The following is a 22,930-nucleotide window of genomic DNA, read 5'->3' as shown; positions in this document are numbered from 1 at the left end:
GCCGTCGCGATAGTGACCATCGAAGGAGCACCACCCATGTTGATCGGATCCCTGGTGACTGCCGCCGGCCTGTTCTCCGGTGTGCCAACCGCGGTGTGGCTGGCCGCGGCCGTCCTCGCCGTGGTGGGCGTGATGGCGTTCAAGACGCGGAGGCGCCGACGGCGTTGACCACCGCGATCGTTCTCTCACCCTGGTCGCAAGGCTGAGGCCGTGCGACCAGGGTGATGTGGCTTGCACGAGTGATCGATCGGTGTGCTGTGGCCTGCTCATGAGCGTTCACCGCAGCCGTCGGGCTAACACCCGCACTGGCCACGACCCTGACCGAGCCCGGTGCGCCAGTCGAGCGGCTCGCTCATCGTCAGTTCGGTGTCGTGAGTTCCAGCGGCGGTCACGAGGCTGAAACCGCGGTGTGGATTCCCTGCCGCAGCGCGGTCACCTCGGTGATGCGGTTGTGGCGGTGGGCCGGCCCCTGGCCGCGCGAACTCGACCTTGTCCCCACGCGGCATAGCGGGATCCGGTTCGGACGCGGCACCTGGGGCGGCGTCGCAGGCGATCGAACAGACGATGGACCCGATCGGCCGCGTTTATTGGCAGATAAGGCAAATGTGGCGCGATCGAGTCTCCTGTCGAGCAGGCCTTCTCCGTTGGCTTCGGAGCAGGGTCTTCGAGGCGCAGCCTGAACTGGTCCGCGGGAGCCGATCGCGACCTCAGCTGTCCGCAAGGGACTTCCCTTCCTGCTGGAGCGCCCGTTTTGGTCACTTTGTATGGCTTTGCGCAGGGGTCGTGAGTGATAAAGAGCGTTCTAACCCTCTTTATCACTCACGACCCCACGCGAAACCGTTCATTCTGGCATCAATCGGACACTCGGTCGCCGCTAAATGTCCCCTGTGGACACTCGGGGCGCAGCCGACCTCGCTGGTCAGTCCAGAACCATGCTTTGAATGCGCGAAGAAGGTCAGTTCGACAGGGATCGATCACGTCATATTTGACTTACCTCCCGATAAGACGGCGGCACGGTAAGGCCGCCCGCCCCGGCTGTTCGAGTGGTCACCGATGATCAGCTGTACCGAAACCCGGCCGCGAGTGCGGTTCGATGGTTCGATACTGTATTTCGTCCCGGTCCGCTTTCCGCATGTCCGACAACGTAACGGTCAGGTTTCCCGCTCCCGGCGCGCTTCATCAGAGGTGGACGTCGTGGCGGGAGGAGACGTTCAGTTTGCGGCGAACCTTGACCACGTACTCCTCGACCGTGCGACGGGACAGGAACAGGGCTTGGGCGATTTCCCGGTTGGTGTGGCCTCCTGCCAGGAGGCGGGCGACATCCTGTTCACGAGGGGAGAGTTCGCTGCCGTATCCGCGTCTGCCGCGGGGCGACGGGGTGGCTGTGCCGGTACTGCGGGCGCGATGGCGGCAGCGGGCGGCGTCGACCGTGGCTCCCAGCGCGTCGTAGGACTGGGTCAGGGCTTCGAGCACCGCGGCGTCGGTGAAGGTTTCACCCTCGGCCTGCTCGGCGAGCTGGGTGGCCCGGTAGGACAAGCCCAGGTCCCAGTGCAGGTCGATCGCTTCCCGGTAGAGCCGGTCGGCCTCGTCGCGGTCGTTCGTGGTCGCGGTCAGCCGTGCGCGGCAGGCGGCCAGGCCCGCTTGGGCCAGTGGGGCGTCGAGTCCTCGGAGACCGGCGGCCGTTTCCGAGACGAGCAGCCGTGCGGCGCCGACGTCATCGACTGCCAGGTAGTAGTCGACGGCCTGGGGAAGAATGTCGCCCGACCACACCCACGCGCCCTTGCTCCGCAGCATCGTCACGCCGCGTCGCACGTGCTCCTCCGCCGCGGCGGTCTTGCCCCGGCTGAGGAGCATGCCCGCCATTCCGCCCGCCGCCGAGATGCCCACCGGGAACACCTGCGCCGCCGGGTACGCGCCCGTCGCCGCCTGGAAGGCTTCCTCCGCCCGCACCCACTCGCCTCGTGCCGCCGCCAGCCAGCCTCGCGTGAGGTGCAGGTCCGTGGTCAGCAGCAGGTCCGCATAGGTTTCGATCAGCTGGTCGAGGCGCTGCCCCAATCCCGGCCATCGGCCGCTGAGCCAGTCGAGCCGGGCCGCCGTGGCCTCGGCGGTGCCGACGACGTAAGAGGAGCCGACCCGTTTGGCCAAGACGATCCCGTCGCGGAGGAACTCCCGGGCCCTGGCGTAGTGCCCGATCCACGAGCAAGCGTCCGCCAGGTTGCAGTGGGCCCGAGCCAGGTGGTGGAGTTCCTCGGGGTCGTGCACGTCCGACGGGGACGGCAGCCGGGCGATGCGTTCCCAGGTGCTCGGGTCGCCGGCGATCAGCCGTCCGCCGAGCGTCGTGGCCAGCAGCGCGGTGCGCAGTTCCCGGGTGGGCAGGTGGTCGATGACCTCCTCGACCCGGTCGAGCGACCTCTGGTGTTCGGCGATGGACGCGGACCCCAGATAAGGCCCGGCCATCGCCGCCATGCCGCGCACGGTGCGTTCCGGCTGGTCGCCGAGCAGGCCGAGGGCGAGGGCGATCTCCTCGGCGCCGCGGTCGACCGACCCGGTCTCTCGTTGCAGCAGCAGTCCGAACCACAGATGAACCTGGGCTCGGACGTCCGGGGCCAGGCGGGGGTCCGCGAGGAGGCTTTCGACTCGCGCGGTCATCGTCCCTCCGGGCAGTCCCGTCAGGGCATGGTCACAGAGCTTGGTCGCCAGCCGGTTCGCGACCTCGGGGCTGGTTTCCGCATCGCTCAGGACCTCGACCAGCAAGTCGACCGCGGTGGAGACATCGTTGGCGTCCTCCGCGACCTTGGCGGCGAGTTCGCTGTAGCGCAACCATTCGGCTTTCCTGCCCGCCGCTTTGGCGTGCGCGCACAGGCGGGCGACGGGGGCCTGCTCAAGGGCGGACAGGGCGGTGAGGGCACGTTCGTGCAGTTCCCGCCGTCGCGGACCCGGCAGCGACGCGTACACCGCGCGTCTGGCGATGTTGTATCGGAAGCCGTATCTGTTGGCCGTTTCCTCCACGAGCACACCGGATTCCACCGACGCGATCAGGTGCGCCGCGGTCGCCTCTCCCGCCACGGCGCTCAGCACCTCAAGCGTCTCCGGGCCGCCCAGCACCGCGGCGGCCTCGGCGAGGTTCCGCGCGGCGTCGGGCAAGGTCGCCAGCCGCTCCTTGATCGTGTCCGTCACCGAGGGCGGCACGTCGATCCCGGCGAGGATCCGGCGGGCCAAGTCACCTTCGGCGCGCACGTCCCGCATCGGGTCGCTCAGCGCTCGCACCGTTTCCTCGACCACGAACGGGATCCCCGCGGTCTCGTGCAGGACGGCCTCGGCGAACCGGTGCGACGTCACGGCGGCTCCCACCAGGGCGTCGATCATGGCGCGCACATCCGTCGCGCCGAAGGGCCGCAGGACGAGATCGATCCCGGTCACTCCGTGCGGGAGGTGGAAGGCGTGGCCGAGTGGTGCCACCGACGGCAGATCCTCGCGGCGGTAGGTGATCACGATCGACAGCTCCGGCGGTGGGTCCGCCAGCACGAAGCGCAACACCCGGCGGGTTTTTTCGTCCGCCCACTGCAGATCCTCGAGCACGAGTACGGCCGGTCCCAGCGAACGGAGGAGATCGCGCACGGCGCGGAAGATCCGGTGCCGCTCGGCGTCGGGGTCACCGAGGGCACGCGGCGCCGGTGGCAGGCGATCGGCGAGTTCGGGCAGAAGGTCCCGTAGCGCACCGGTCACCGGGCCGGGCTCGCGCAGCAGGTCGCCGCACTGGCTGAGGCAGTCGAGGAGCACCCCGTACGGGAACGGGGTGGGCAGCGGCTGGCACGAACCCCTGATCACTCGCGGGGCCCCGTCGCGGGCGGCGAACTCGGTGACCAGCCTGGACTTGCCCACGCCGGCCTGGCCTTCCACGAAAACGGCCGACGGCGGGTTCCGCACCGCGCCGAGCAAAGCCGCGAGTTCGGCGTCCCGGCCGATCATCGGCGGCGGAATCGGCTGGAGAGGGAATTCGCGCGACCGTCGACCATGCTCGCTCCTGTCGGTGAACTCCTCCGCGGAGGAATACCAGCCATGGTAGGTCGGCGGGTACGGGCGTCATAACCCCGCGAGCTACGGCACTTGCGTCCACACAGGATCAGGTACCGGTACGGGTCGCGACCACACTTGTTCCCCCGTCCGCCAGGCCGAAGGCTGATTGATCGAGCGGCTCGATGTCACAACCCCTGCGGCCGCTCGAACGCGCGATGGAGGAATCGATGCAACAGTGCAGAACGAGATGGATGGCGAACCTGTTCACCGTCGCGGTCGCCGCCGCGGCAGTGGTGACGACCGCGGGCGTGGCCGCGGCGCAGCAGGCGGAAGCGGCTGTCGTCCAGGCCGATCGGCCGAACTCCGGGCAGTACATCGTGGTACTCGAAGGTGGCGCCCGTGCCGCGGCCGAAGGCCAGGCCTCGGCACTCACTGGACGTTACGGCGGCGAGGTGACCGACACGTACTCGGTCACACTGAACGGGTTTTCGGTCCGCGGTCTTTCCGAGCGGCAGGCGCGGCGGCTGGCCGCCGATCCGTCGGTCAAGGCAGTGCACCAGGACGGCACGACCAGGGCGGCGGGGGAGCAGCCGAGTCCGCCGTCATGGGGCCTGGACCAGATCGACCAGCGAACCGCCGCTCTGGACAAGAAGTACGCCTTCCCGAATTCGGGCGAAGGGGTGACCGCTTATGTCATCGACTCCGGGGTGCAGGCCCAGCATCCCGAGTTCGAGGGCAGGGCCAGCTACGGCTACGACTTCCTCGACAACGACACTGACGCCGGCGACTGTTACTGGCACGGCTCGCACGTGTCGGGGACGATCGCGGGCAAAACCGTCGGCGTGGCGAAGAAGGCCAAGGTCGTGGCCGTGCGCTCGCTGGACTGCAAAGGTTCCGGTCCGGACTCGGCCACGGTCAGTGCCATGGAATGGGTGGCCAAGAACGCCGTCAAACCCGCGGTGGTGAACCTGAGCCTGGGCATGGACGTGCTCGGTGTCGGCGACGAGCAGGTCAAGGCACTGGTGGCCAAGGGAATCGTCGTGGCGGTCTCCGCGGGCAACGACGGCAAGGACGCCTGCGGCGTCAGCCCGGCGCGTGTTCCGGAGGCGATCACCGTCGGCTGGTTCAACAAGGACCGTAGCCGCGGTGGGAACTACGGCCGTTGCGTCGATCTCTTCGCGCCGGGCGGCAACATCCACTCCAGTGACAACACCGGGAAGTTCCGCACCGCCAGCGGTACGTCCATGGCCTCCCCGCACGTCGCGGGCGGAGCCGCGCTCTATCTCGCCGCGAACCCCGGCGCGACCCCGCAGCAGGTCAGCGACGCGCTGGTACGCAGCGCCACCCCGGACCTGATCGCCAACCCCGGGACCGGCTCGCCGAACAAGCTGCTCTACGTCGGTGACCTGGGTGGCGGCACGCCGTCCAAGTGCGGGATCAAGAGCAACGACCAGGATGTGGCGATCCCCGACGCGGACGCCGCTGTCGGGAGCTCCGTGAGCCAGGATTCCTGCGATGGCAAGGCATCGGCCACGCTGGCGGTGCGAGTGGACATCGACCACGGCTACACCGGTGATCTCGCCATCGACCTGATCGGGCCTAGCGGAACGTCCTATCCGCTCAAACGCGCGGGCGGCGTCGGCGAATCCGGCGGAGTGCACCAGAGCTTCACCGTCGACGCCTCCCGCGAGGACGCGAACGGCACGTGGCGACTCTCGGTTCGCGACACCTACCGGTTCGACGTCGGCACGCTCACGGGCTGGTCGATCACGTTCTGACCACAGTGGACAGACAGTGCCACCGATTCTTCCGACCTTGAAGGAGAACGATGAGAACACCACGCTTCGCCGTAGCGCTCGCCCTCGTACTGGCCGCGGCGACCTCACCCGTCATGAGCACCGCGACCGCCGCACCGGCCGACAGGATCAGCGTCGCGGCGACCCCGACCGATCAGCTCCGCACGACGGGCATGGGAACCCGGATCGTCAACGGGGAACGCACCACGGTCAAGGAGAACCCGTCCGTCATCGCGGGCATGCGTGTCGGGGGCGGAGGCCCGCAGGGACAGTCCTGTACCGCCTCCGTGGTCGGCAAGCGCAAGATCCTGACCGCGGCGCACTGTATGGTCGACACCACCGGCGCCAAGAGTTACCTCTACGGTGACGACGACCTGAACACCCCCGGCGACGAGACGTTCCGCACGGCCGTCGCCTCGTTCAAGGCCCACCCCCAGTACACCGGCTCCGGCGGCTGGAGGACGGGTCACGACGTCGCGGTGGTCACCACCGTCGACGACCTCCCGGTGCCGGAAAGCCAGTGGGCCAAGGTGGCAGGCTCGGGAGACGGCGCGCTCACGCAGCCGGGCAAGTCCGGCACCTCCCTCGGATACGGCAAGACGTCGGCGAGCGGCGGGTCCGGCGAACTCCGCAAGACCACGATGCCGGTCAACGACCCCGCGAGTTGCCAGGTCTTCGACATCCGGGTCAACGGTGACCTGATGGTGTGCACGGGCTACAACGACGGCCGCACCGCCGACTGCTCGGGTGACAGCGGCGGCCCGTTCATCGTGGACGGTGTGATCGTCGGCGTCTCATCGTGGGGCTCCAGCGCCTGCGACCGCTACAGCATCATGGCGCGCTTGACCAACGCGATGGGCGACTGGGCTCGCTCCGAGATCGGCGGAACCCAACCCGGCGACGGGAAGTTCGGCATGGCGTTGTCGCCCTCCTCCGGCAAGGCCGAGTCCGGAAAGCACGTCTCCACCAGCGTCACCACCACGGTGGGCGACCAGGGCCCGGAAAAGCTGGAGCTGAGCGCGTCCGCGCTCCCCACCGGTACGACCGCCACCTTCCAGCCCTCGTCGGCAGTCGAGTCCGGGCAAGTCGCGAAACTGACCCTGCAGACCGCGGCGAGCACTGCGGCGGGCATCTACAAGGTCACCGTCGCGGCCAAGGGCGCCTCCGGATCCAAGACCGCCGAATTCACCCTCACGGTCGGAGACGGCGGCACCGTCGACGGCCCGAGACCGTCCGCCTCGCCCGGCACCGGCACTGTCCCGCCCGGCGGCTACGCCAACGCGACGATCACCGTCACCGGCGGTACGGGTCCCATCCGGCTCAGCGGCGCCGACCTGTCCCAGCCGCCGATGTTCACGCCGCAGACCGTCAACGCCGGCGGCACTTCTCGAATGACGGTCATGGGCCCGTACCAGCGCGGTACCCACAAGGTGACCATCACCGCGACGGACAGCACCGGGAAGGCCGGAATCACGGAATACACCCTCACCGTCCGATGATCCACGGACCAGCCGGTCCCTGATCCGGACTCTTCCCAACCCTCTGGAGCCCGTGACCGCCGACGCGGTCGCGGGCTCCCGAGGGCGCTGTCCGTGTTCCCGGAAGTTCCCCATCGGATGCAACCCCTTGGCTTGCCGGCGCATTAGAGGGTCGGGAGCCGCCGAGGTATCTCGAGGGCCGGCGAACGCCTCCGACGCTAGGGCCTGGAGTGCGGTCCAGGTCAAGCCGCATGATCCACAACGCAGCGACACTTGAGGCCGCGAGTGGAGCGTCACGACAGGCCGTCAGGAGCCGGCGCAGGCTGTCTCGCCGTCGGGTGCGGCGGCGGGGAAACGCTGAGTGAGTGAGGCGCACAGCTGCCGTGCCGCTGCGGTGGTGTCCACCGGCCAGAGCCTGAGAACGCCGTTCTGGCCGGCTGTGGCGAGTGTCGTCTCGGTGTCGTTCCAGGCGATCGCCGTGATCGGGTTCCTGTTGTTGAGGTTGGCCCAGGTTTCCTTGGTGGCGAGCTCCCATATCACGATCGCGCCGTCGTTGCCGCCGGCGACGAGGAAGCGTCCCGCGGGGCTGAACGCGAGAGTGGTGGGAGCGACGGTGAGGCCTGGCAGGTCGGTGACCTTTGTTCCGCTCAGGGCGTCCCAGAGGCCGATGGTGCCGTCGATGAGGGCGACCGCGAGGAGGGCGCCGTCGGGGCTATATGTCAGGGTGCTGACCTGCTGCTTGTGGAGGGACTGGTCAGTGGTCACGGTACTGAATTCCGTCCGCCGGGTGCCTGTCGCGAAATCCCAGATCTCCACGTAGTCGCCTTCGCCCGCCGCGAGTAGGTGCTCGCGGGGACTGAAGGCCACCGAGGAGTTCCAGGTCGGCAGATCGGCGAGGACACGACCGGTGGCGATGTCCCACACGGTGAGCCCGATCTGGGAGGTCAGCGGTTTCGGCGGGGTGTAGACCGCCGCGACCGTTGTCGCGTCGGGCGTCAGGGCCAAAGCGGCTTTCGGGTGGCCGCCGGGATTTGCGAGTGTCCTGCGAGTGCTGCCTGAGACGAGGTCGTCGAAGACGATGTCGCCGGACGGCAGCAGGGCGGCCGATAAACCGCCGCCCTTGCCGAGCCGCTGTCGAAGAGCCCCAGGATGCCCGTTGGCCATCGGCCTGCCGTCGGTATGGGGTCCGGCGACGGGCCAGCGCCTGGTGAGGGTGGTGCCGGTGGCGAGCACGCCCGTACCGGCGGCGTCGAAGGCGAGGTCGTCGACCTGGCTGAAGGTGAGGATGGGGAGGGAGTCGCTTTCCCAGAGCAGTGTTCCGGCCGTGGTGGTGACGGCCAGGGTTCCGCCGCCAGTGGCAGGTGTGGTCGCACCGGTCTCGGCGAGCTTGACCGGCCAGGTGAGTTCGCGGTTCCAGACGGTTACGGCGTCATTGCCGGTGACGAGCAGATTTCCGCTGGTGCGGTCGAAGGCGAGGCCGTTGACCGGACCGACGTTTCGGGCTGTGAGCTTCACCGTGCGTGTGCGGAGGTCCCAAAGTGCGATCCCGCCCGAGGGGTCGGGGACCGCGAGCGCTCCGCTCTCACGGTCGAATGCGAGTGGTTTGGTGTCGTAGGGACTCGCGGGCAGCGTCGCTTGAACCGTTCCGTCGGCCGGGTCGCGCAGCACGATCCGCTCGCGGCCTGCCGTGGTGACCAGTGTGTGGCCGTCGGGGGAGTAGGTCGCCGAGGCGAAGTCGGAGCCCTCGCCCGAACCCGTCGCGGTGACCAGGACCCGCAGGCTGGCCGCGTCCCTGAGTTCGAGCGTCTGGTTCTGGTCCACGGTGGCGATCCGGGTGCCGTCCGGGCTGAATGCCACCGCCCGGATCCGCCGGGGCGTCGGGACGACGGCGATCGTCCCGCCAGGTCCTGGGTTCCACAGGATCAGAAAGCCTGCATCGGTCACGGTCACCAACCGGGTGCCATCCTGGCTGAAGGCGCCGAGGATGGAGACTCCGGGCCTCGCCGTGATCTTCGGAAAGACGGCTTGGATGAGCGTGGTCTGCTGGCGGCGCGGAACGTCCCAGATCGCGAGTGTCTGCTCGGGGCCGGGGGTCGCCAGCCGCTGCCCGTCGGAACTGAGCGCGAGTGCCGGGGCGGGGATGAGGCCGTGGGACGTCGGGCGTCCCGCCAGCGTGAGCAGGCTGCTGCGAGCTTCGGTGGTCGCGTGGGCCTTCAACGCCTGCAAGGCCAGCCGCGTCGCGGTACCGGTGTCGCGGCCGGCCATCGCGTCCGCTTGTGCCGCAAATTGCCTTGATCGCGCGATCCGGCTCAGTTCGGCCGCGTCGCGTTCGTTGCGCATCGCGACCCCGGCGAGCGCGGTCGCGCTCACGAGCAGCACGGTCAGTCCCGCGGCGAGCCAGCGCAACTGCCGCACGCGACGCCGGGTGGTGCGTCGTTCCCTCGTTTCAGCTTCGTTGCTGGCATCGAGGAACTTCCTCTCCACCGGACTCAACGCACCGGGATCCTCGGCGGCCCATGCGCGTGCGATGGCCAAGCGCGTGCCCCGCGCCAGCGCGCCGGGATCACGGTGAAGGGCTTGCCAGGACTGCGTCGCTTCGGTGACCTGCCGGTGGACATGAAGCCCTTCTCGATCGGCCTCGATCCATTCGCGCAGCCGCGGCCAGAACTTGATCAGCGATTCGTGGGCGATCTCCACCGTCCCGGTGTCACGAGTGATCAGCCGTGCGTCGGTCAGGCGGGTGAGAACGTCGTGCGCGCCGGACTCGGTCAGGTCGAATTCGTCCAGCCGGACGCGGCGTTTGGTGTGCTCGGTGCCTTCGCCGAGCGCGATCGAACGCAGGAACAGGCGTTTGGTGAGGAGCCGCGCCTCCGGGGTCATCGCGGCGTACTCCCGTTCGGCCGTCCGGGACAACGCTCCCGCTATCCCTCCGGTGGCCTGGTAGCCGGCCAGGCTGAGCCGGTTACCGCTACGCCGTCGCCATGTCTCACGCAGGGCGTGCGACAACAGCGGCAGGACGCCGGGCCGCCCGTCGGTCTCGGTGACGAGCTGGGTGACGAGAACGCCTTCCACCGAGCAATGAACCGCGGCGGCGGGCTTCACGATGACGTCGCGGAGTTCGTCGGCGGCCATGGGGCCGACCAGGACCTGGGTGGAGCAGACGGCGGCGGCCAATCTCGGGTGATCGGCGCAGCGGCTGTAGAAGTCCGCCCGCATGCCTATGACGACCCGGCGGCCGCCGTCGGACGTGGCGGCCACGAGCGCGTCGATGAAGCGGGCGCGTTCGTCCTGATCCGTGCAGAGGGTGAAGACCTCTTCGAACTGATCCACCACCATGACGGCTTCATCCCGTCCGTCCCCGGGATCGGTGCCCGCGAGGCGGGCCGCGAGTTCCCCCAGTGGATGCGGGCCGGGCGTGAATACCACGGCGCCGTTTCCCAGAGCCGGTATCAAACCGGCGCGCAACAGGGAGGATTTGCCGATTCCCGACGGCCCGAAAACGGCGACGAAGCGCTCGTTCCTGACGCGTTCGACAAGTTCCGAGACAAGGCGCTCCCGCCCGAAGAACCAGGCGGTGTCGTCGGGCTGGAATGCCGCGAGGCCGACATAAGGCGGCTCGCCGTCGCTTTGTCGCGCAACCTCGTTTTCCCGGTCGGCCAGGGCGGTGGCGATCTCGTGCCAGCGTTGTTCCCATTCGGCGACGTCTCCGCCGCACGCCCGAACATAACCGAGCGTTACCGGCAAGGTGGGGAGCTTCTGACCGCCCGCCGCTTCGGCCAGCGTGCTGGCCGCGTAATGCGCTCTCCGGCCCAGCTCTCGGTAGGTCGGGTTACCCGCGTGCGCTCGCAACCGCCGTAAACCGGCCGCGAACTGCGACAATACTTCGTCTTCCTGATCGAGTGGCCGTTCCTGGCGCGGCATGATGCCACCCCCTCCCCTGGAAAGTCATTGTCCGGACGTTGTTGTTCGGTGTCCAGGCCCCGGCGCCGAACACACCTCCGTTGCTACACAAAGGTGACGCGGCGCGACCGTGCCGCTATTCGTGAATCCGGGTCAACAGCGTTGAAAGGAAACGAGATGATGGCAAGATTCGGCCGCATGGGAGCCATGCTCGCGGTGCTCGGGACAGTGATTCTCGCTATTCCCGGGACGGCGGTGGCGGGTACCCAATCCGTCTGGATCCAGTTCTGCAAGGACGGAAAGTGCTACAACAAGCCCGTGGCCTCCACGTGCCTGGAACTCGGCAATCCGGCTCCTCCTTACGGGTTCGTGAAGAACCACTCCGGGCAAGGACAGGTCATCTGGTCCAAACCCCACTGCGAGGGGAAACCCACGTACGTCTCTCCGTCGTCTCCTCCGCTCGAGAGGGCCGGCTACTTCATGAGTTACGAACACTCCTGACCTAGTGGCGTGGTCAGGTGCGGAAGGGAACTGGCTTGGCTGGTCCCCTCTGCACCTGACCCTTCAGCGGGCGATCGCCCGCCGCGTCGCCAAAGGCCGCGGCGGCGGGCCGGCCGGGGTCGGCAAGATGGTCGTATGAGTCAGACGCTGCGGTTGGCCGTCGCGCAGAGCACGGTGCCGGAGGATCCGTCGGATCGAGACGGTCTTCGCAAGAGTGGATCGGAGATCCGGGCTTTGATGCGGGAGGCGAGCGCCGCGGGGGCCCGGTTGGTGCAGCTTCCGGAGGGGGCGATCACCTATCCCGACAAGTATGTGGTGGCGGGGGATGGCGACGGGGGGTTGTGTGAGGCGGATTGGTCGCGCGCAGCTTGGGATGTGATTCGGGAGGAAGCGGAGGCGGTCGCCGACCTCGCTGGTGCGCTCGGGATCTGGACGGTGTTCGGTTCGATCCATCGGTTGTCCGGGGCACACCGTCCGCACAACAGCCTGTATGTGGTCTCCGATCGGGGCGAGCTGGTAGGCCGCTATGACAAGCGGTACCTGTCGCACAGCGAGATCAGCTACCTGTACACGCCAGGAGTGGCGCCGCTGGTCTTCGAGGTCGATGGCTTCCGGTTCGGCTGCGTCCTCTGTATCGAGGTCAACTTCCCCGAGTTGTTTACCGAGTACGAGAGTCTGGACGTTGATTGTGTTCTGGCATCGGTCATGGTCGATGATCTGCCGAGGTCGGTCGTGGCACAGGCGTACGGCACTCTCTACAACTACTGGGTCGCCTACTCGGTCCCGGCCCAGTTCAGCGCGACGGCTCCAGCCGGCCTCGTCGCACCCGGTGGGCGATGGATTCAACGCGCTAACAGCGACGGGCGACCCGGTCTCGCCGTCGCAGAGCTCGATCGCGACGCGCCGGACACTGACATCGACGTGGCAGTGCGGCTCGCACGGCCGTGGCGCCGGACTGCCAGAGCAGGACTCTACGAACCCCATGTCGTGCAGGGCGATCCCCGCAGTGACCTACGCACTGCGTTCTGAACTGGTTGGTCGCCGGCCGCCTGAGCAGTCGAACCCGTCGTCGCCGTTCCGCGATCATCTCAATCGTCGAGCCGGCGGAGCAGGCCGGCGCGGTGGGCGATGGCGGCGGCCTCCGTGCGGCGGCCGGCACCGAGTTTGGCCAGGATCCGGGAGACGTGTACGCCGGCTGTGCTGGCGGAGATGAACAGTGACGCGGCGATCTGGCTGTTGGTCAGCCCATCGGCCAGCAGACGCAGCACGTCCAGTTCCCGGGCGGTCAGGCCGAACGGATCCGCGGGCGGTGGTGTGGGTGGGGGTTCGGGCGAGGCGAGATCGACGCGGCCGCGGGCCGCGAGCAGGTCGATCTCGCGACGGAGGTGCCCGGCGCCGAGGTCGTCGGCGAGGGACGCGGCTTCCCGCAGCGGGTCCTGCGCGGCGGCGCGGTCGCCCGCTGACAGCGCCGACTCGGCCATGCCGAACAGCGCCTGGGCGAGTTCGTAGGGCTGGGACCGGCCACGCCACGCCGCCACCGCGGCGGCCCACAGCCGCGAATCGTTCTGCGCGATCTCGGCGTGGAACGCGGCCAGGTGCGCCGCCGGCACCGGGCGGTCAGCGGTCACCCGCGTCGCCAAGTCCTGGAGCTGTTCGGTGCGCCGCTCGACCAGTTCGCGCCGCTGCCGGTCGCGGCCTGCCGCGTCGAGCAGAGCCCGCCGTACCCGGGTGCCCGCGCGCAGGAGGCGTACACCGCCGAGAGCCACTCCTGGTACTACCTGTCCGGTGTGGACATCGCAGGCGGTCCGGCCCGGTCCGCGGTCGTCACGTTCGGAGACTCGATCACCGACGGCGTCAGCGCCACCAAGAACGCCGACAACCGCTATCCCGACCAGTTGGCCGAACGGCTGGTCGCGTCCCGTGAGCCGCTGGCGGTGCTCAACGCGGGCATCGCGGGCAACCGGGTGCTGGATGATTCCGACTGCTGCGGTGACAGCGCTCTGTCGCGGTTCCGCCGCGACGTCCTCGACCAGCCGGGCGTGCGCAGCGTCGTCGTCACCCAGGCGCTCAACGACATCGGCTTCGACCCGGAGGTCACCGGCGCCGAGCTGATCCAGGCACACCGGAAGCTGATCCGGGCCGCCCGCGACCGCGGCGTCAGGATCATCGGCGGCACCGTCACCCCGATGAAGGGCTCGATGCTGGACAGCCCGCGCGGTGAACAGACCCGCGGCGAGGTCAACCGCTGGATCCGCACGGGCGGCGAGTACGACGCGGTGGTGGACTTCGCCGCCGTCCTGGCCGATCCCGCCGACCCGGCCGCACTGCGCGCCGAGTTCGACGCCGGCGACCGGCTGCACCCCAACGACGCCGGCTTGCAGGCGATGGCCGACGCCATCGACCTCTCCAGCCTCTGACCCGAGTTCCGCAGGGGACGCGACCCGCCCAGGTGTCGCGTCCCCACCCCACCGATCCCTTGCACCAGAAGGAGAACCATCATGATCCTCGTCACCGCCGCCACCGCCCCCGTCGGCCGTGAGATCGTCGGCCAGCTCACCGCCGCCGGCCACCCTGTGCGCGCCTTGACCCGCGACCCGGAGAACACCGGCCTCCCGGCCACCACCGACGTCGTCGCCGGCGACCTGGCCGACCCCGAGTCCCTGGCGACCGCGATGCGCGGCGTGTCAACGGTGTTCCTGCTGGCCGTCGTACCTGGCTTCGCACCGGCTTTCCTGGCCGCCGCGAAGGAAGCCGGCGTGCGGCGCGTCGTCTTCCAATCCTCGGGCTCGGTGGACGACACCGCGGCCGAGCAGCCCCACCCCGTCGCCGCCTTCCACCACGACATCGAGCAGCAGCTCCGCGACTCCGGTCTGGAGTGGACGATGCTGCGCCTGGAACTGTCCGCCGCCAACCCCATCCAGTGGGCGTTCGACGTGCCGGGGCAGGTACGGGCAGGCGACGTCGTCCGAGGCCCGTACGCCCAGGCCGCCGGCGCACCGATCCACCCCGCCGACTTCGCGGCCATCGCCGTGGCGGCCCTCACCGACGACGCCCACGCCGGCCGGACCTACCCGGTCACCGGCCCGCAATCCCTGACCCACGCGGAGCAGATCGCGCTCCTGGCCGAAGCGCTCGACCGACCGCTCCGGTACGAGGAACTGCCCGTGGTGCAAGCCCGAACGGCCATGGGCCCGCACGCGCCCGCCGACGTCCTGCTCGACGACTGGGCCCGTCACCTCGACCGCCCGGCACCGATCACCGACACCATCGAAAGGATCACCGGCCGACCGGGCCGCACCTATGCCCAGTGGGCCAAGGACTACCGCGGCGACTTCCTGAATTAGCAGGATCAGGTAGCGGGTGATCGGCGCGGCAGGTAGGAGTACTGCGGGGGTCATTGTCGCCATTCGCCCGGAAGGGCAGTGCGCGCAGCCTTGTCGGGCAGGGAAACGCCGCCCGATCGACTTCGCGCCTGAACGGAGACGCCGCGGCTCTTCGCGGCAATCCTTTTCACCGAGACAGTCCCGATCGATTGCCGAGGGAGCCGTGTCTCCGAAGGGGGTGGGTGCGGTCGTGGCGCAGGAATCCCGACATGTCCCGACACCGGAGGTACAGCCGACCGGACCGGCGACGTCGTCACCGGGGGACAGCGGGTCTCCGGCGCCGGGGGTGCCGATCGCACCGTCGGTATCGGTGCCCAAGGGCGGCGGGGCGATCCGCGGTATCGGTGAGAAATTCAGCGCGAACCCGGCTACCGGTACCGGCTCGCTGACCGTCCCGCTCGAGGCGAGTCCTGGCCGGAACGGGTTCGGTCCCGCGCTCGAACTCGGCTATGACTCTGGATCGGGCAACGGCCCGTTCGGGCTCGGCTGGCGGCTCGGGCTCCCGTCGGTCACCCGGAAGACCGACAAGGGCCTCCCGACCTATCGTGAGGGGGCCGCGAAGGACTCGGAAGACACGTTCCTGTTGTCCGGTGCAGAAGATCTCGTGCCGGTGCTGACCGCGAGCGGGGTCGCCGAAACGTATCACCGGGACGAGGACGGCCGTGGCTTCACCGTGCGGCGGTACCGTCCGCGGATCGAGGGCCTGTTCGCCCGCATCGAGTGGTGGACGGCGGTGGACACCGGCGAAACGCACTGGCGTTCGATCAGCCGGGACGACGTCACCACCTTCTACGGCCGTACGGCCGAGAGCCGCATCGCCGATCCGCGTGACCCGCTTCGGGTGTTCAGCTGGTTGATCTGTGCGAGCCATGACGCCGTCGGCAACGAAGTCCACTATGGATACAAGGCCGAGGACGCCGTGGGAGTCGACTTCCGGGCGAGTCACGAACGCAACCGTGACGCCGCCGCCCGGACCGTCCAGCGGTATCTGAAGCGGATCAGGTACGGCAACCGGGTGCCCGGCGAGACTCACGACGTGGGCTGGCACTTCGAGGTCGTGTTCGACTACGGCGAGCATGATGCTGACAACCCGACGCCTGTCGAGGACCGGCCGTGGTCGGCGCGGCTCGATCCGTTCTCCGGCTATCGCGCCGGATTCGAGGTCCGCGACTACCGGTTGTGCCGGCGAGTATTGATGTTCCATCACTTCCCGGACGAGCCAGGCGTCGGGCGGGATTGCCTGGTCCGCGCGACCGAATTGCGGTATCGCGGTGATGCCGTCCGCGGTGAACAGGTGTTGTCGGTCCTGGGTTCCGTGGTCCGGCACGGGTTCCGGCGCACGGACGGCGGGTACGTCAAGCGGTCGCTGCCGCCGCTGGAGCTGGATTACAGCGAGGCGGTGATCGACACCTGCGTTCACGCGCTGGACCGCGACGCGCTGGCCAACGTCCCGGTCGGGCTCGGTGAACCCGCGTACCGCTGGGTCGACCTCGACGGTGACGGCCGCTCCGGAATCCTGACCGAGCAGGCCGGTGCCTGGTTCTACAAGCCCAACCTCGGTGACGGCCGGTTCGGCCCCCTCCAGACGACGCGCCGGCCGACGGAGGCGGCGCTCAACGGCGGGCGCCAGCAGTTGCTCGACCTCGCCGGTGACGGCAGCCTCGACCTGGTCGAGTTCGGCGGTCGCACACCCGGGTTCACCGAACGCACCGTCGACCACGGCTGGGGACTGTTCCGAGCCTTCACCGCGCGCCCCGATCTCGACTGGAATGACGCCAACCTGCGGTTCGTCGATCTCAACGGCGACGGGCACGTGGACGTGCTGCTCACCGGCGAGCAGGCGTTCACCTGGTACCGCTCGCTCGGTGAGGACGGTTTCGATCTCGCCGGGCGGACGTTCGTCCCCGACGACGAGGAAGCCGGGCCGCGACTCATCTTCGCCGAGGAAAGCCAGTCGATCCACTTCGCGGACATGTCCGGTGACGGACTGACCGACCTCGTCCGCGTCCGCAACGGCGAGATCTGCTACTGGCCCAACCTCGGTTACGGCCGGTTCGGCGCCAAGGTCGCGATGGACGACGCACCATGGCTGGACGACACAGCCCAGTTCGACCCGGCGCGGCTGCGGCTCGCCGACGTCGATGGCTCGGGTACGACCGACTTGATCTACCTGCACCCGCGGGGCACGCGGCTCTACCGGAACCAATCGGGCAACAGCTGGAGCGCGGCACGCGACCTCGGCGTCTCGTTTCCGCGGGTCGACAACGTGACGCAGGTCAGCGTCGTGGACCTCCTCGGCACCGGCACGGCGTGTCTCGTGTGGTCGTCACCGCTGCCCGGCGACGCCACCAGGCCATTGAAGTTCCTTGACCTCATGGGCGGTGTGAAACCGCACCTGCTGATTTCCGCGCGCAACAACCTGGGCGTGGAGACGCACGTCTCGTACGCGCCGTCGACGCGGTTCTCCGCGGCGGACCGGATGGCCGGGCGGCCGTGGGGCACGCGGCTACCGTTCCCGGTGCAGGTCGTCGAGCGCGTCGACACAGTGGACCTCGTGGGCCGGAACCGGTTCACCACCGTATACGCCTACCACCACGGTCACTTCGACGGCGTGGAGCGCGAGTTCCGCGGGTTCGGCATGGTCGAGCAGCGTGACACGGAACAGCTCGCGGTGCTGGGGCACGACGACCTGCTGCCCGACGCGGCGAACCTCGGCGCCGAGTCGCATGTGCCGCCGGTGCTGACCCGGACCTGGTTCCACACCGGGGCTTTCCTCGACGAACACCGCATCTCCCGGCAGTACGCGCACGAATACTTCCCCGACACCCTCCCGCTGCCTGACTCGGTGGTGCCTCCGGGACTCACCGCGGACGAGGCACGCCAGGCCCGCCGCGCGCTGAAGGGACTGCCGCTGCGTCAAGAGGTCTACGCCCTCGACGGCAGCGCCGCGGAAGGCAAGCCGTACCTGGTCACCGAGCACAACTACACCGTCGAGCTGCTCCAGCGCGCGCTGCAGCGAACGCCCGACAACGAAGGCTTGCGACACGCGGTCTTCCTCGCCACGCCGAGGGAAACCCTGACCGCGCACCACGAACGGCAAGCCGACCCGCGCATCGGACACGAGCTGGTACTCGACATCGACACCTTCGGCAACGTCCTGCGTTCCGCCACCGTCGCCTACGGTCGCCGCGAACCCGATGCGGCACTCACCGCGGCCGACCAGGACAAGCAGCGACGGCTGCACGTCGTCGTCACCGAGAACGACTTCACCAACGTGGTCGACGGTCCCGACGACCATCGCCTCCCACAGCGCTGCGAGACCAGGGCATTCGAGGTGCTCGGGGTCTCGCCCACAAAGGACTTGTTCTCCTTGACCGAGCTGCGCGCCGAACTGGACGCGGTCCGCGTCGAACTGCCTTACGAAAATCAGGATCCCGAGCCCGGTCCTGCCGGCCGGCGGATGATCGAGCACAACCGCACGCTGTTCCGGCGCGACGACCTGACCGGCCCGCTCCCGCTGGGCGTGCTCGAGGCGTTGGCGCTGCCCTTCGAGAGCTACCGCCAGGCGTTCACCACCGGGCTCGTGACCCAGCTCTACGGTGACCGCGTCGACACGAACGTGCTGGCAGACGCCGGGTACGTGCAGATCGACGGCGGCTGGTGGATCCCGTCCGGGCGGATTCGCTACTCGCCGGGTCCCGACGACGACCCGGTGGAGGAGCGGGACTTCGCGCGGCGACACTTCTTCCTGCCACGCCGGTTCCGCGACCCGTTCGGCGGAGTCACGACGGTGGCATACGACCGGTACGACCTGCTCGTCACGGGCAGCACGGACGCTGTCGGCAACGTGACCACCGTCGGGGAGCGGGACGCGGACGGGCGGATTCTCGGCAACGGCAACGATTACCGCGTCCTCCAGCCGCGGCTGGTCACCGACGCCAACCGGAACCGTGCCGAAGTCGCCCACGACGCGCACGGCCGGGTCGCCGGTACGGCGGTGATGGGCAAGCGCGAGGAACAGCTGGGGGACTCACTCGACGGCTTCCGCGCGGATCTGGACCGGACCGAGATCGACCGGTATTTCGCCGATCCTCTCGAGGATCCGGGCGGCCTCTTGGGAGACGCGAGCACCCGGGTGATCTACGACGAGCTGGCGTTCTGGCACACCCTCGACGACGCGTCACCGCGTCCGTGTGCGACCGCCACTCTCGCACGCGAGACACATCTCAGCGAGCTGATGCCCGGCGAGCGCGGCCGCATCCGGCACCATCTGTCCTTTTCGGACGGTTTCGGCCGGGAGGTTCAGCAGAAGGCACAGGCGGAGCCCGGGCCGGATGGTGCGGCGCGCTGGGTCGGCAGCGGCTGGACGATCTTCAACAACAAGGGCAAACCCGTCCGGACCTACGAACCGTTTTTCACGGCGACCCCGCGGTTCGAGTTCGCGAAGATCGCCGGCGTCAGCTCGGTGCTGTTCTACGATCCGATGGACCGCGTCATCATCACATTGCAACCGGACTCGACGTACCTCAAGACGCTTTTCGGGCCGTGGCACCAGGAAACCTGGGACAGCAACGACACCGTGCTCCATCACCCCGGCGAGGACCAGGACACCGCAGGGTACGTCCGGCGTCATCTGGCCGGCATCGGCGGCTGGACCACGTGGTACGCCCGCCGCGTCCACGGCGACCTCGGCCCTGCGGAACAGCACGCCGCCGAGCAGGCCGCGATCCATGCGGCCACTCCCGCCCGCGCCGGGTTCGACACCCTCGGGCGGACGTTCCTGTCCTTGGAACACAACAGGTTCCTCCGCGACGGGTCGCCTGTCGACGAGCTCTACCCGACCCGCAGCGAGCTGGACATCGAGGGTAACGAACGCGAGGTCCGTGACGCGCTCGGCCGGGTCGTGATGCGGTACGGCCACGACATGCTCGGCAGCAGAGTGCTGCGGTCCGGAATGGACACCGGCGGCGGGCCTGTGCTCCTCGACGTGCTGGGCAAGCCCCGGTACAGCTGGAATTCGCGCGGCTTCCGCTTCCGCACCGAGTACGACTCGTTGCGGCGGCCCGTGCGGTCGTACCTGAGCGGACCCGGTCTCGCCGGTGAACTGCTGCACCAGTGCACCGAGTACGGCGAAGTGCGACCGGATGCGGAGGCGAAGAACCTACGAGGCCAGGTCGTCCGGCAGTTCGACGACGCCGGGGTCAGCACGTACGAGGGTTACGACTTCAAGGGGAACCTCCTCGACGCGGGCAGGCAGCTGGCTGCCGGGTATCGCGAACTGCCGGACTGGAACGGACAGGTCCCGCTGGAGGACCAGGTCTTCGCCGGGCACACGCGGTACGACGCGCTGAACCGGCCGACGAGCATGACCACCCCCGACGGCAGCGTGATCCGCTCGAGCTACAACGAAGCGTCGCTGCTCGAACGACTCGACGCCGAGCTGCGGGACTCCGGCGAGGTCACGACCTTCGTGACGAACCTCGACTACAACGCCCGCGGACAGCGTCTCGCCGTCGAACTCGGGAACGGCGCGGAAACGGTGTACGAGTACGATCCGCTGACGTTCCGGATGACTCGCCTGCGGACGCGTCGCGGCGCGGAACGGTTGCAGAACCTCACCTACACGTTCGACCCCGTCGGCAACGTCACCGGTTTGCGGGACGACGCGCAGCAGACGGTGTTCTTCCGCAACCGGGTCGTCGATCCCAGCGCGTCCTATACCTATGACGCGGTCTATCGCCTGATTTCGGCGACCGGAAGGGAGCATCTCGGGCAGACCGCGCCGGACTCGACCGACGCGCCCCGGGCCGGTCTGAGTCACCCTGGTGACGGCGCGGCGATGGCTCACTATGTCCAGCGGTACGTGTACGACGCCGTCGGCAACATCCTGCGGATGGCGCATCGGGCAGGTGACGCGGGCTGGACGAGGGACTACACCTACGCGGAACCGAGCTTGCTGGAGCCGGGCCACGTCAGCAACCGGCTGAGCCACACGACGTCCGACGGCGAAGTCGCCACGCCGCCGGCGTTCGGCTACGACGAGCAGGGCAACATCACCGCGATGCCCGAGCTGCCGTCGATGCGCTGGGACCCCCAGGACCGGCTTCAGGCGACGTCCCGGCAGGCGCTCGGGAACGGCACTCCGGAGACGACGTACTACGTGTACGACGCGACCGGGCAACGCGTCCGCAAGGTCACCGAGCTGGCCGGGGAGACACCGAGGCGGAAAGCCGAACGGATCTATCTGGGCTCGTTCGAGGTCTATCGCGAGTACGGCGGCGACGACCAGGTGAGTCTCGAGCGCGAGACCCTGCACATCCTCGACGACAAACAACGCGTCGCGCTCGTCGAAACCCGCACGCTCGGCACCGACGAGGGCGCGGAAACCTTGCTCCGCTACCAGCTCGCCAATCACCTCGGCTCCGCTGTGCTGGAACTCGACGATGCCGGTCGCGTGATCTCGTACGAGGAGTACCACCCGTACGGGAGCACGGCGTACCAGGCGGTCCGGTCGGCGACCGAGGCGCCGAAGCGGTACCGGTACACGGGCAAGGAACGGGACTCGGAGACCGGGCTGTACTACCACGGTGCCCGGTACTACCTGCCCTGGCTCGGTCGTTGGACGGCGGCGGACCCCATCGGGCTCGGCGACGGGATCAACGTCTACGCCTACTGCCATGACGATCCGACCGGCCGCAACGATCCGCAGGGCACCGACGACAACTCCACATTGGCTCCGCCTGCACCTCAAGGATTCGGTCTCACCTTCGGTGGGGGACAGGGAATTCGGATAGGCCCGCTGAGTCCCTCACCCGGCCAGTGTGACGAGCTGAATCCGAGGTGCCGCGGTTTCACGCTCGGACCGAACAACAACGACAACTCGTCTGGTTTCGGCACAGCGGGCACAGCGGGACTCGGGACGAACCTCGTGACTCGCAATCCCGCAGGATTCACCCTGCCCGTTCCCAACAGTTACGACGAAGAGAAGCTCGCCGCGTATCGAGAGGGCGTGATAAACCGGGAAGTCGGGGTGAACCCGGATCCACCACCGGTCCAACGAACACAGCGCGCCGCCGGCGGGGCTGCTTCCCGTGCGTTTCGCGTAACGACCCCACAACCGACTGCTCCGGCGCCGGGCGGCATGGGATACCAGGCCGACCACATCCTCGAGATCCAACACGACTTGACTGGCCAGAGCGGGCGCTCCATCGACGACTACCGATGGCAGGACGGCCGCCAGAACGTGACTGAAGGGTCCCAGAGCCGGGTTCTCAAACAAGGTCTTCCCCAGGGAGAACCCGCCGGTGGGGTGGCACGGGCAGCTGAAGCACGCAACCTGACCAACCTCGAAGGCTTCCGGACCGGAGTCCGCTCGGCAGGTGTCGGGCTCATGTTCGCCGGACCTGCGCTGACCGCTTGGTCGGCGAGCAACACCGACAACTCGACCGTGCGCGCTACCGGATACGCCGCCGCTGCGGGCGAAGCAGGCGGAGCTGCGTACTACGGGTACGGGCGGTGGCTACTCGGAGCGGGCACCCCAGCCGGCCGGGTCGCGATGTCCGCCGGCGGTGCGGCCGCCGGAATCGCGGGCGGGATCGGGCAAGCCGTGCTGTCCGGATACCAGGCGTACGAGGAGTTCCGACGTGGAGACAACGTCGCGGGCTCGATCGACGCGGCGGCTTCGATCGGCGGCGTGATGCTTGCTATCGGTGTGGCGACCGGCGGCACGGGCCTGGTGGTGGCGGGCGTCGCCCTCGGCCTGTTCGCACTCGGCTTCCACCTTGGTCGTTGGGGTGGTCTGTGGTGACCCGCCACCCCGATGAACACCATCTCGGCAGTTACACAAGGAGTGAAC

At 68.6% G+C, this 22,930-nt stretch carries 11 protein-coding genes; 8 read left to right on the top strand and 3 right to left on the bottom strand.

The window, feature by feature from the left end:
• Positions 1 to 36: 36 nt before the first annotated feature.
• The gene (locus tag B0293_RS44750; protein WP_005151481.1) at positions 37 to 168 is read left to right on the top strand and encodes a hypothetical protein; all 132 of its coding nucleotides are present in this window, start codon (positions 37 to 39) and stop codon (positions 166 to 168) included.
• Between the two features lie 1,011 nt (positions 169 to 1,179).
• Here the strand turns inward: B0293_RS44750 and B0293_RS37200 are convergent.
• Positions 1,180 to 3,969, bottom strand: coding sequence for an ATP-binding protein (locus B0293_RS37200; protein WP_005151482.1), 2,790 nt, complete (start codon positions 3,967 to 3,969; stop codon positions 1,180 to 1,182).
• A 299-nt stretch (positions 3,970 to 4,268) separates the two neighbouring features.
• Between B0293_RS37200 and B0293_RS37195 the strand changes: the two genes are divergently transcribed.
• Positions 4,269 to 5,795 carry a S8 family serine peptidase gene (locus B0293_RS37195; protein WP_085939582.1) on the top strand — a complete coding sequence of 509 codons (1,527 nt, stop codon included), beginning with the start codon at positions 4,269 to 4,271 and terminating at the stop codon, positions 5,793 to 5,795.
• 50 nt (positions 5,796 to 5,845) lie between these two features.
• A complete protein-coding gene (locus B0293_RS37190) occupies positions 5,846 to 7,312 on the top strand; it encodes a trypsin-like serine protease (RefSeq protein WP_005151492.1) in 1,467 nt (488 codons plus the stop codon).
• A gap of 285 nt (positions 7,313 to 7,597) precedes the next feature.
• Here the strand turns inward: B0293_RS37190 and B0293_RS37185 are convergent, their stop codons facing one another.
• Complete coding sequence (locus B0293_RS37185) at positions 7,598 to 11,212, bottom strand: NACHT and WD repeat domain-containing protein (protein ID WP_005151494.1); 3,615 nt, start codon at positions 11,210 to 11,212, stop codon at positions 7,598 to 7,600.
• A 156-nt stretch (positions 11,213 to 11,368) separates the two neighbouring features.
• Between B0293_RS37185 and B0293_RS37180 the strand changes: the two genes are divergently transcribed.
• Together B0293_RS37180 and B0293_RS37175 are read left to right on the top strand one after the other, a co-directional pair.
• Positions 11,369 to 11,692: a hypothetical protein gene (locus B0293_RS37180; protein ID WP_005151496.1), complete on the top strand. Its 324-nt coding sequence runs from the start codon at positions 11,369 to 11,371 to the stop codon at positions 11,690 to 11,692.
• A gap of 135 nt (positions 11,693 to 11,827) precedes the next feature.
• Positions 11,828 to 12,721: a carbon-nitrogen hydrolase family protein gene (locus tag B0293_RS37175; protein ID WP_063936617.1), complete on the top strand. Its 894-nt coding sequence runs from the start codon at positions 11,828 to 11,830 to the stop codon at positions 12,719 to 12,721.
• Positions 12,722 to 12,780: 59 nt separating this feature from the next.
• Here B0293_RS37175 and B0293_RS37170 read toward each other — a convergent pair whose 3' ends face one another.
• Positions 12,781 to 13,320 (bottom strand): helix-turn-helix transcriptional regulator, encoded by a 540-nt coding sequence (locus tag B0293_RS37170; protein WP_245191834.1) that lies wholly within the window; start codon positions 13,318 to 13,320, stop codon positions 12,781 to 12,783.
• On the opposite strand from B0293_RS37170, the gene B0293_RS37165 reads away from it, so the two are divergent.
• The 3 genes from B0293_RS37165 (at position 13,288) to B0293_RS37155 (ending at position 22,882) form a co-directional block, all read left to right on the top strand.
• Positions 13,288 to 14,109, top strand: a complete 822-nt coding sequence (locus B0293_RS37165) for an SGNH/GDSL hydrolase family protein (RefSeq protein ID WP_005151501.1) — start codon at positions 13,288 to 13,290, stop codon at positions 14,107 to 14,109. The genes B0293_RS37170 and B0293_RS37165 overlap by 33 nt on opposite strands.
• 81 nt (positions 14,110 to 14,190) lie before the next feature.
• Positions 14,191 to 15,036: an NAD(P)H-binding protein gene (locus tag B0293_RS37160; protein ID WP_005151503.1), complete on the top strand. Its 846-nt coding sequence runs from the start codon at positions 14,191 to 14,193 to the stop codon at positions 15,034 to 15,036.
• 229 nt (positions 15,037 to 15,265) lie between these two features.
• The gene (locus tag B0293_RS37155; RefSeq protein ID WP_005151506.1) at positions 15,266 to 22,882 is read left to right on the top strand and encodes a SpvB/TcaC N-terminal domain-containing protein; all 7,617 of its coding nucleotides are present in this window, start codon (positions 15,266 to 15,268) and stop codon (positions 22,880 to 22,882) included.
• Positions 22,883 to 22,930 lie beyond the last annotated feature (48 nt).

This window comes from Amycolatopsis azurea DSM 43854, assembly GCF_001995215.1.
GTDB lineage: Bacteria > Actinomycetota > Actinomycetes > Mycobacteriales > Pseudonocardiaceae > Amycolatopsis > Amycolatopsis azurea.
The sequence above is the reverse complement of the archived record's forward strand: the minus strand, read 5'-3'. Positions and strand labels throughout refer to the sequence as shown.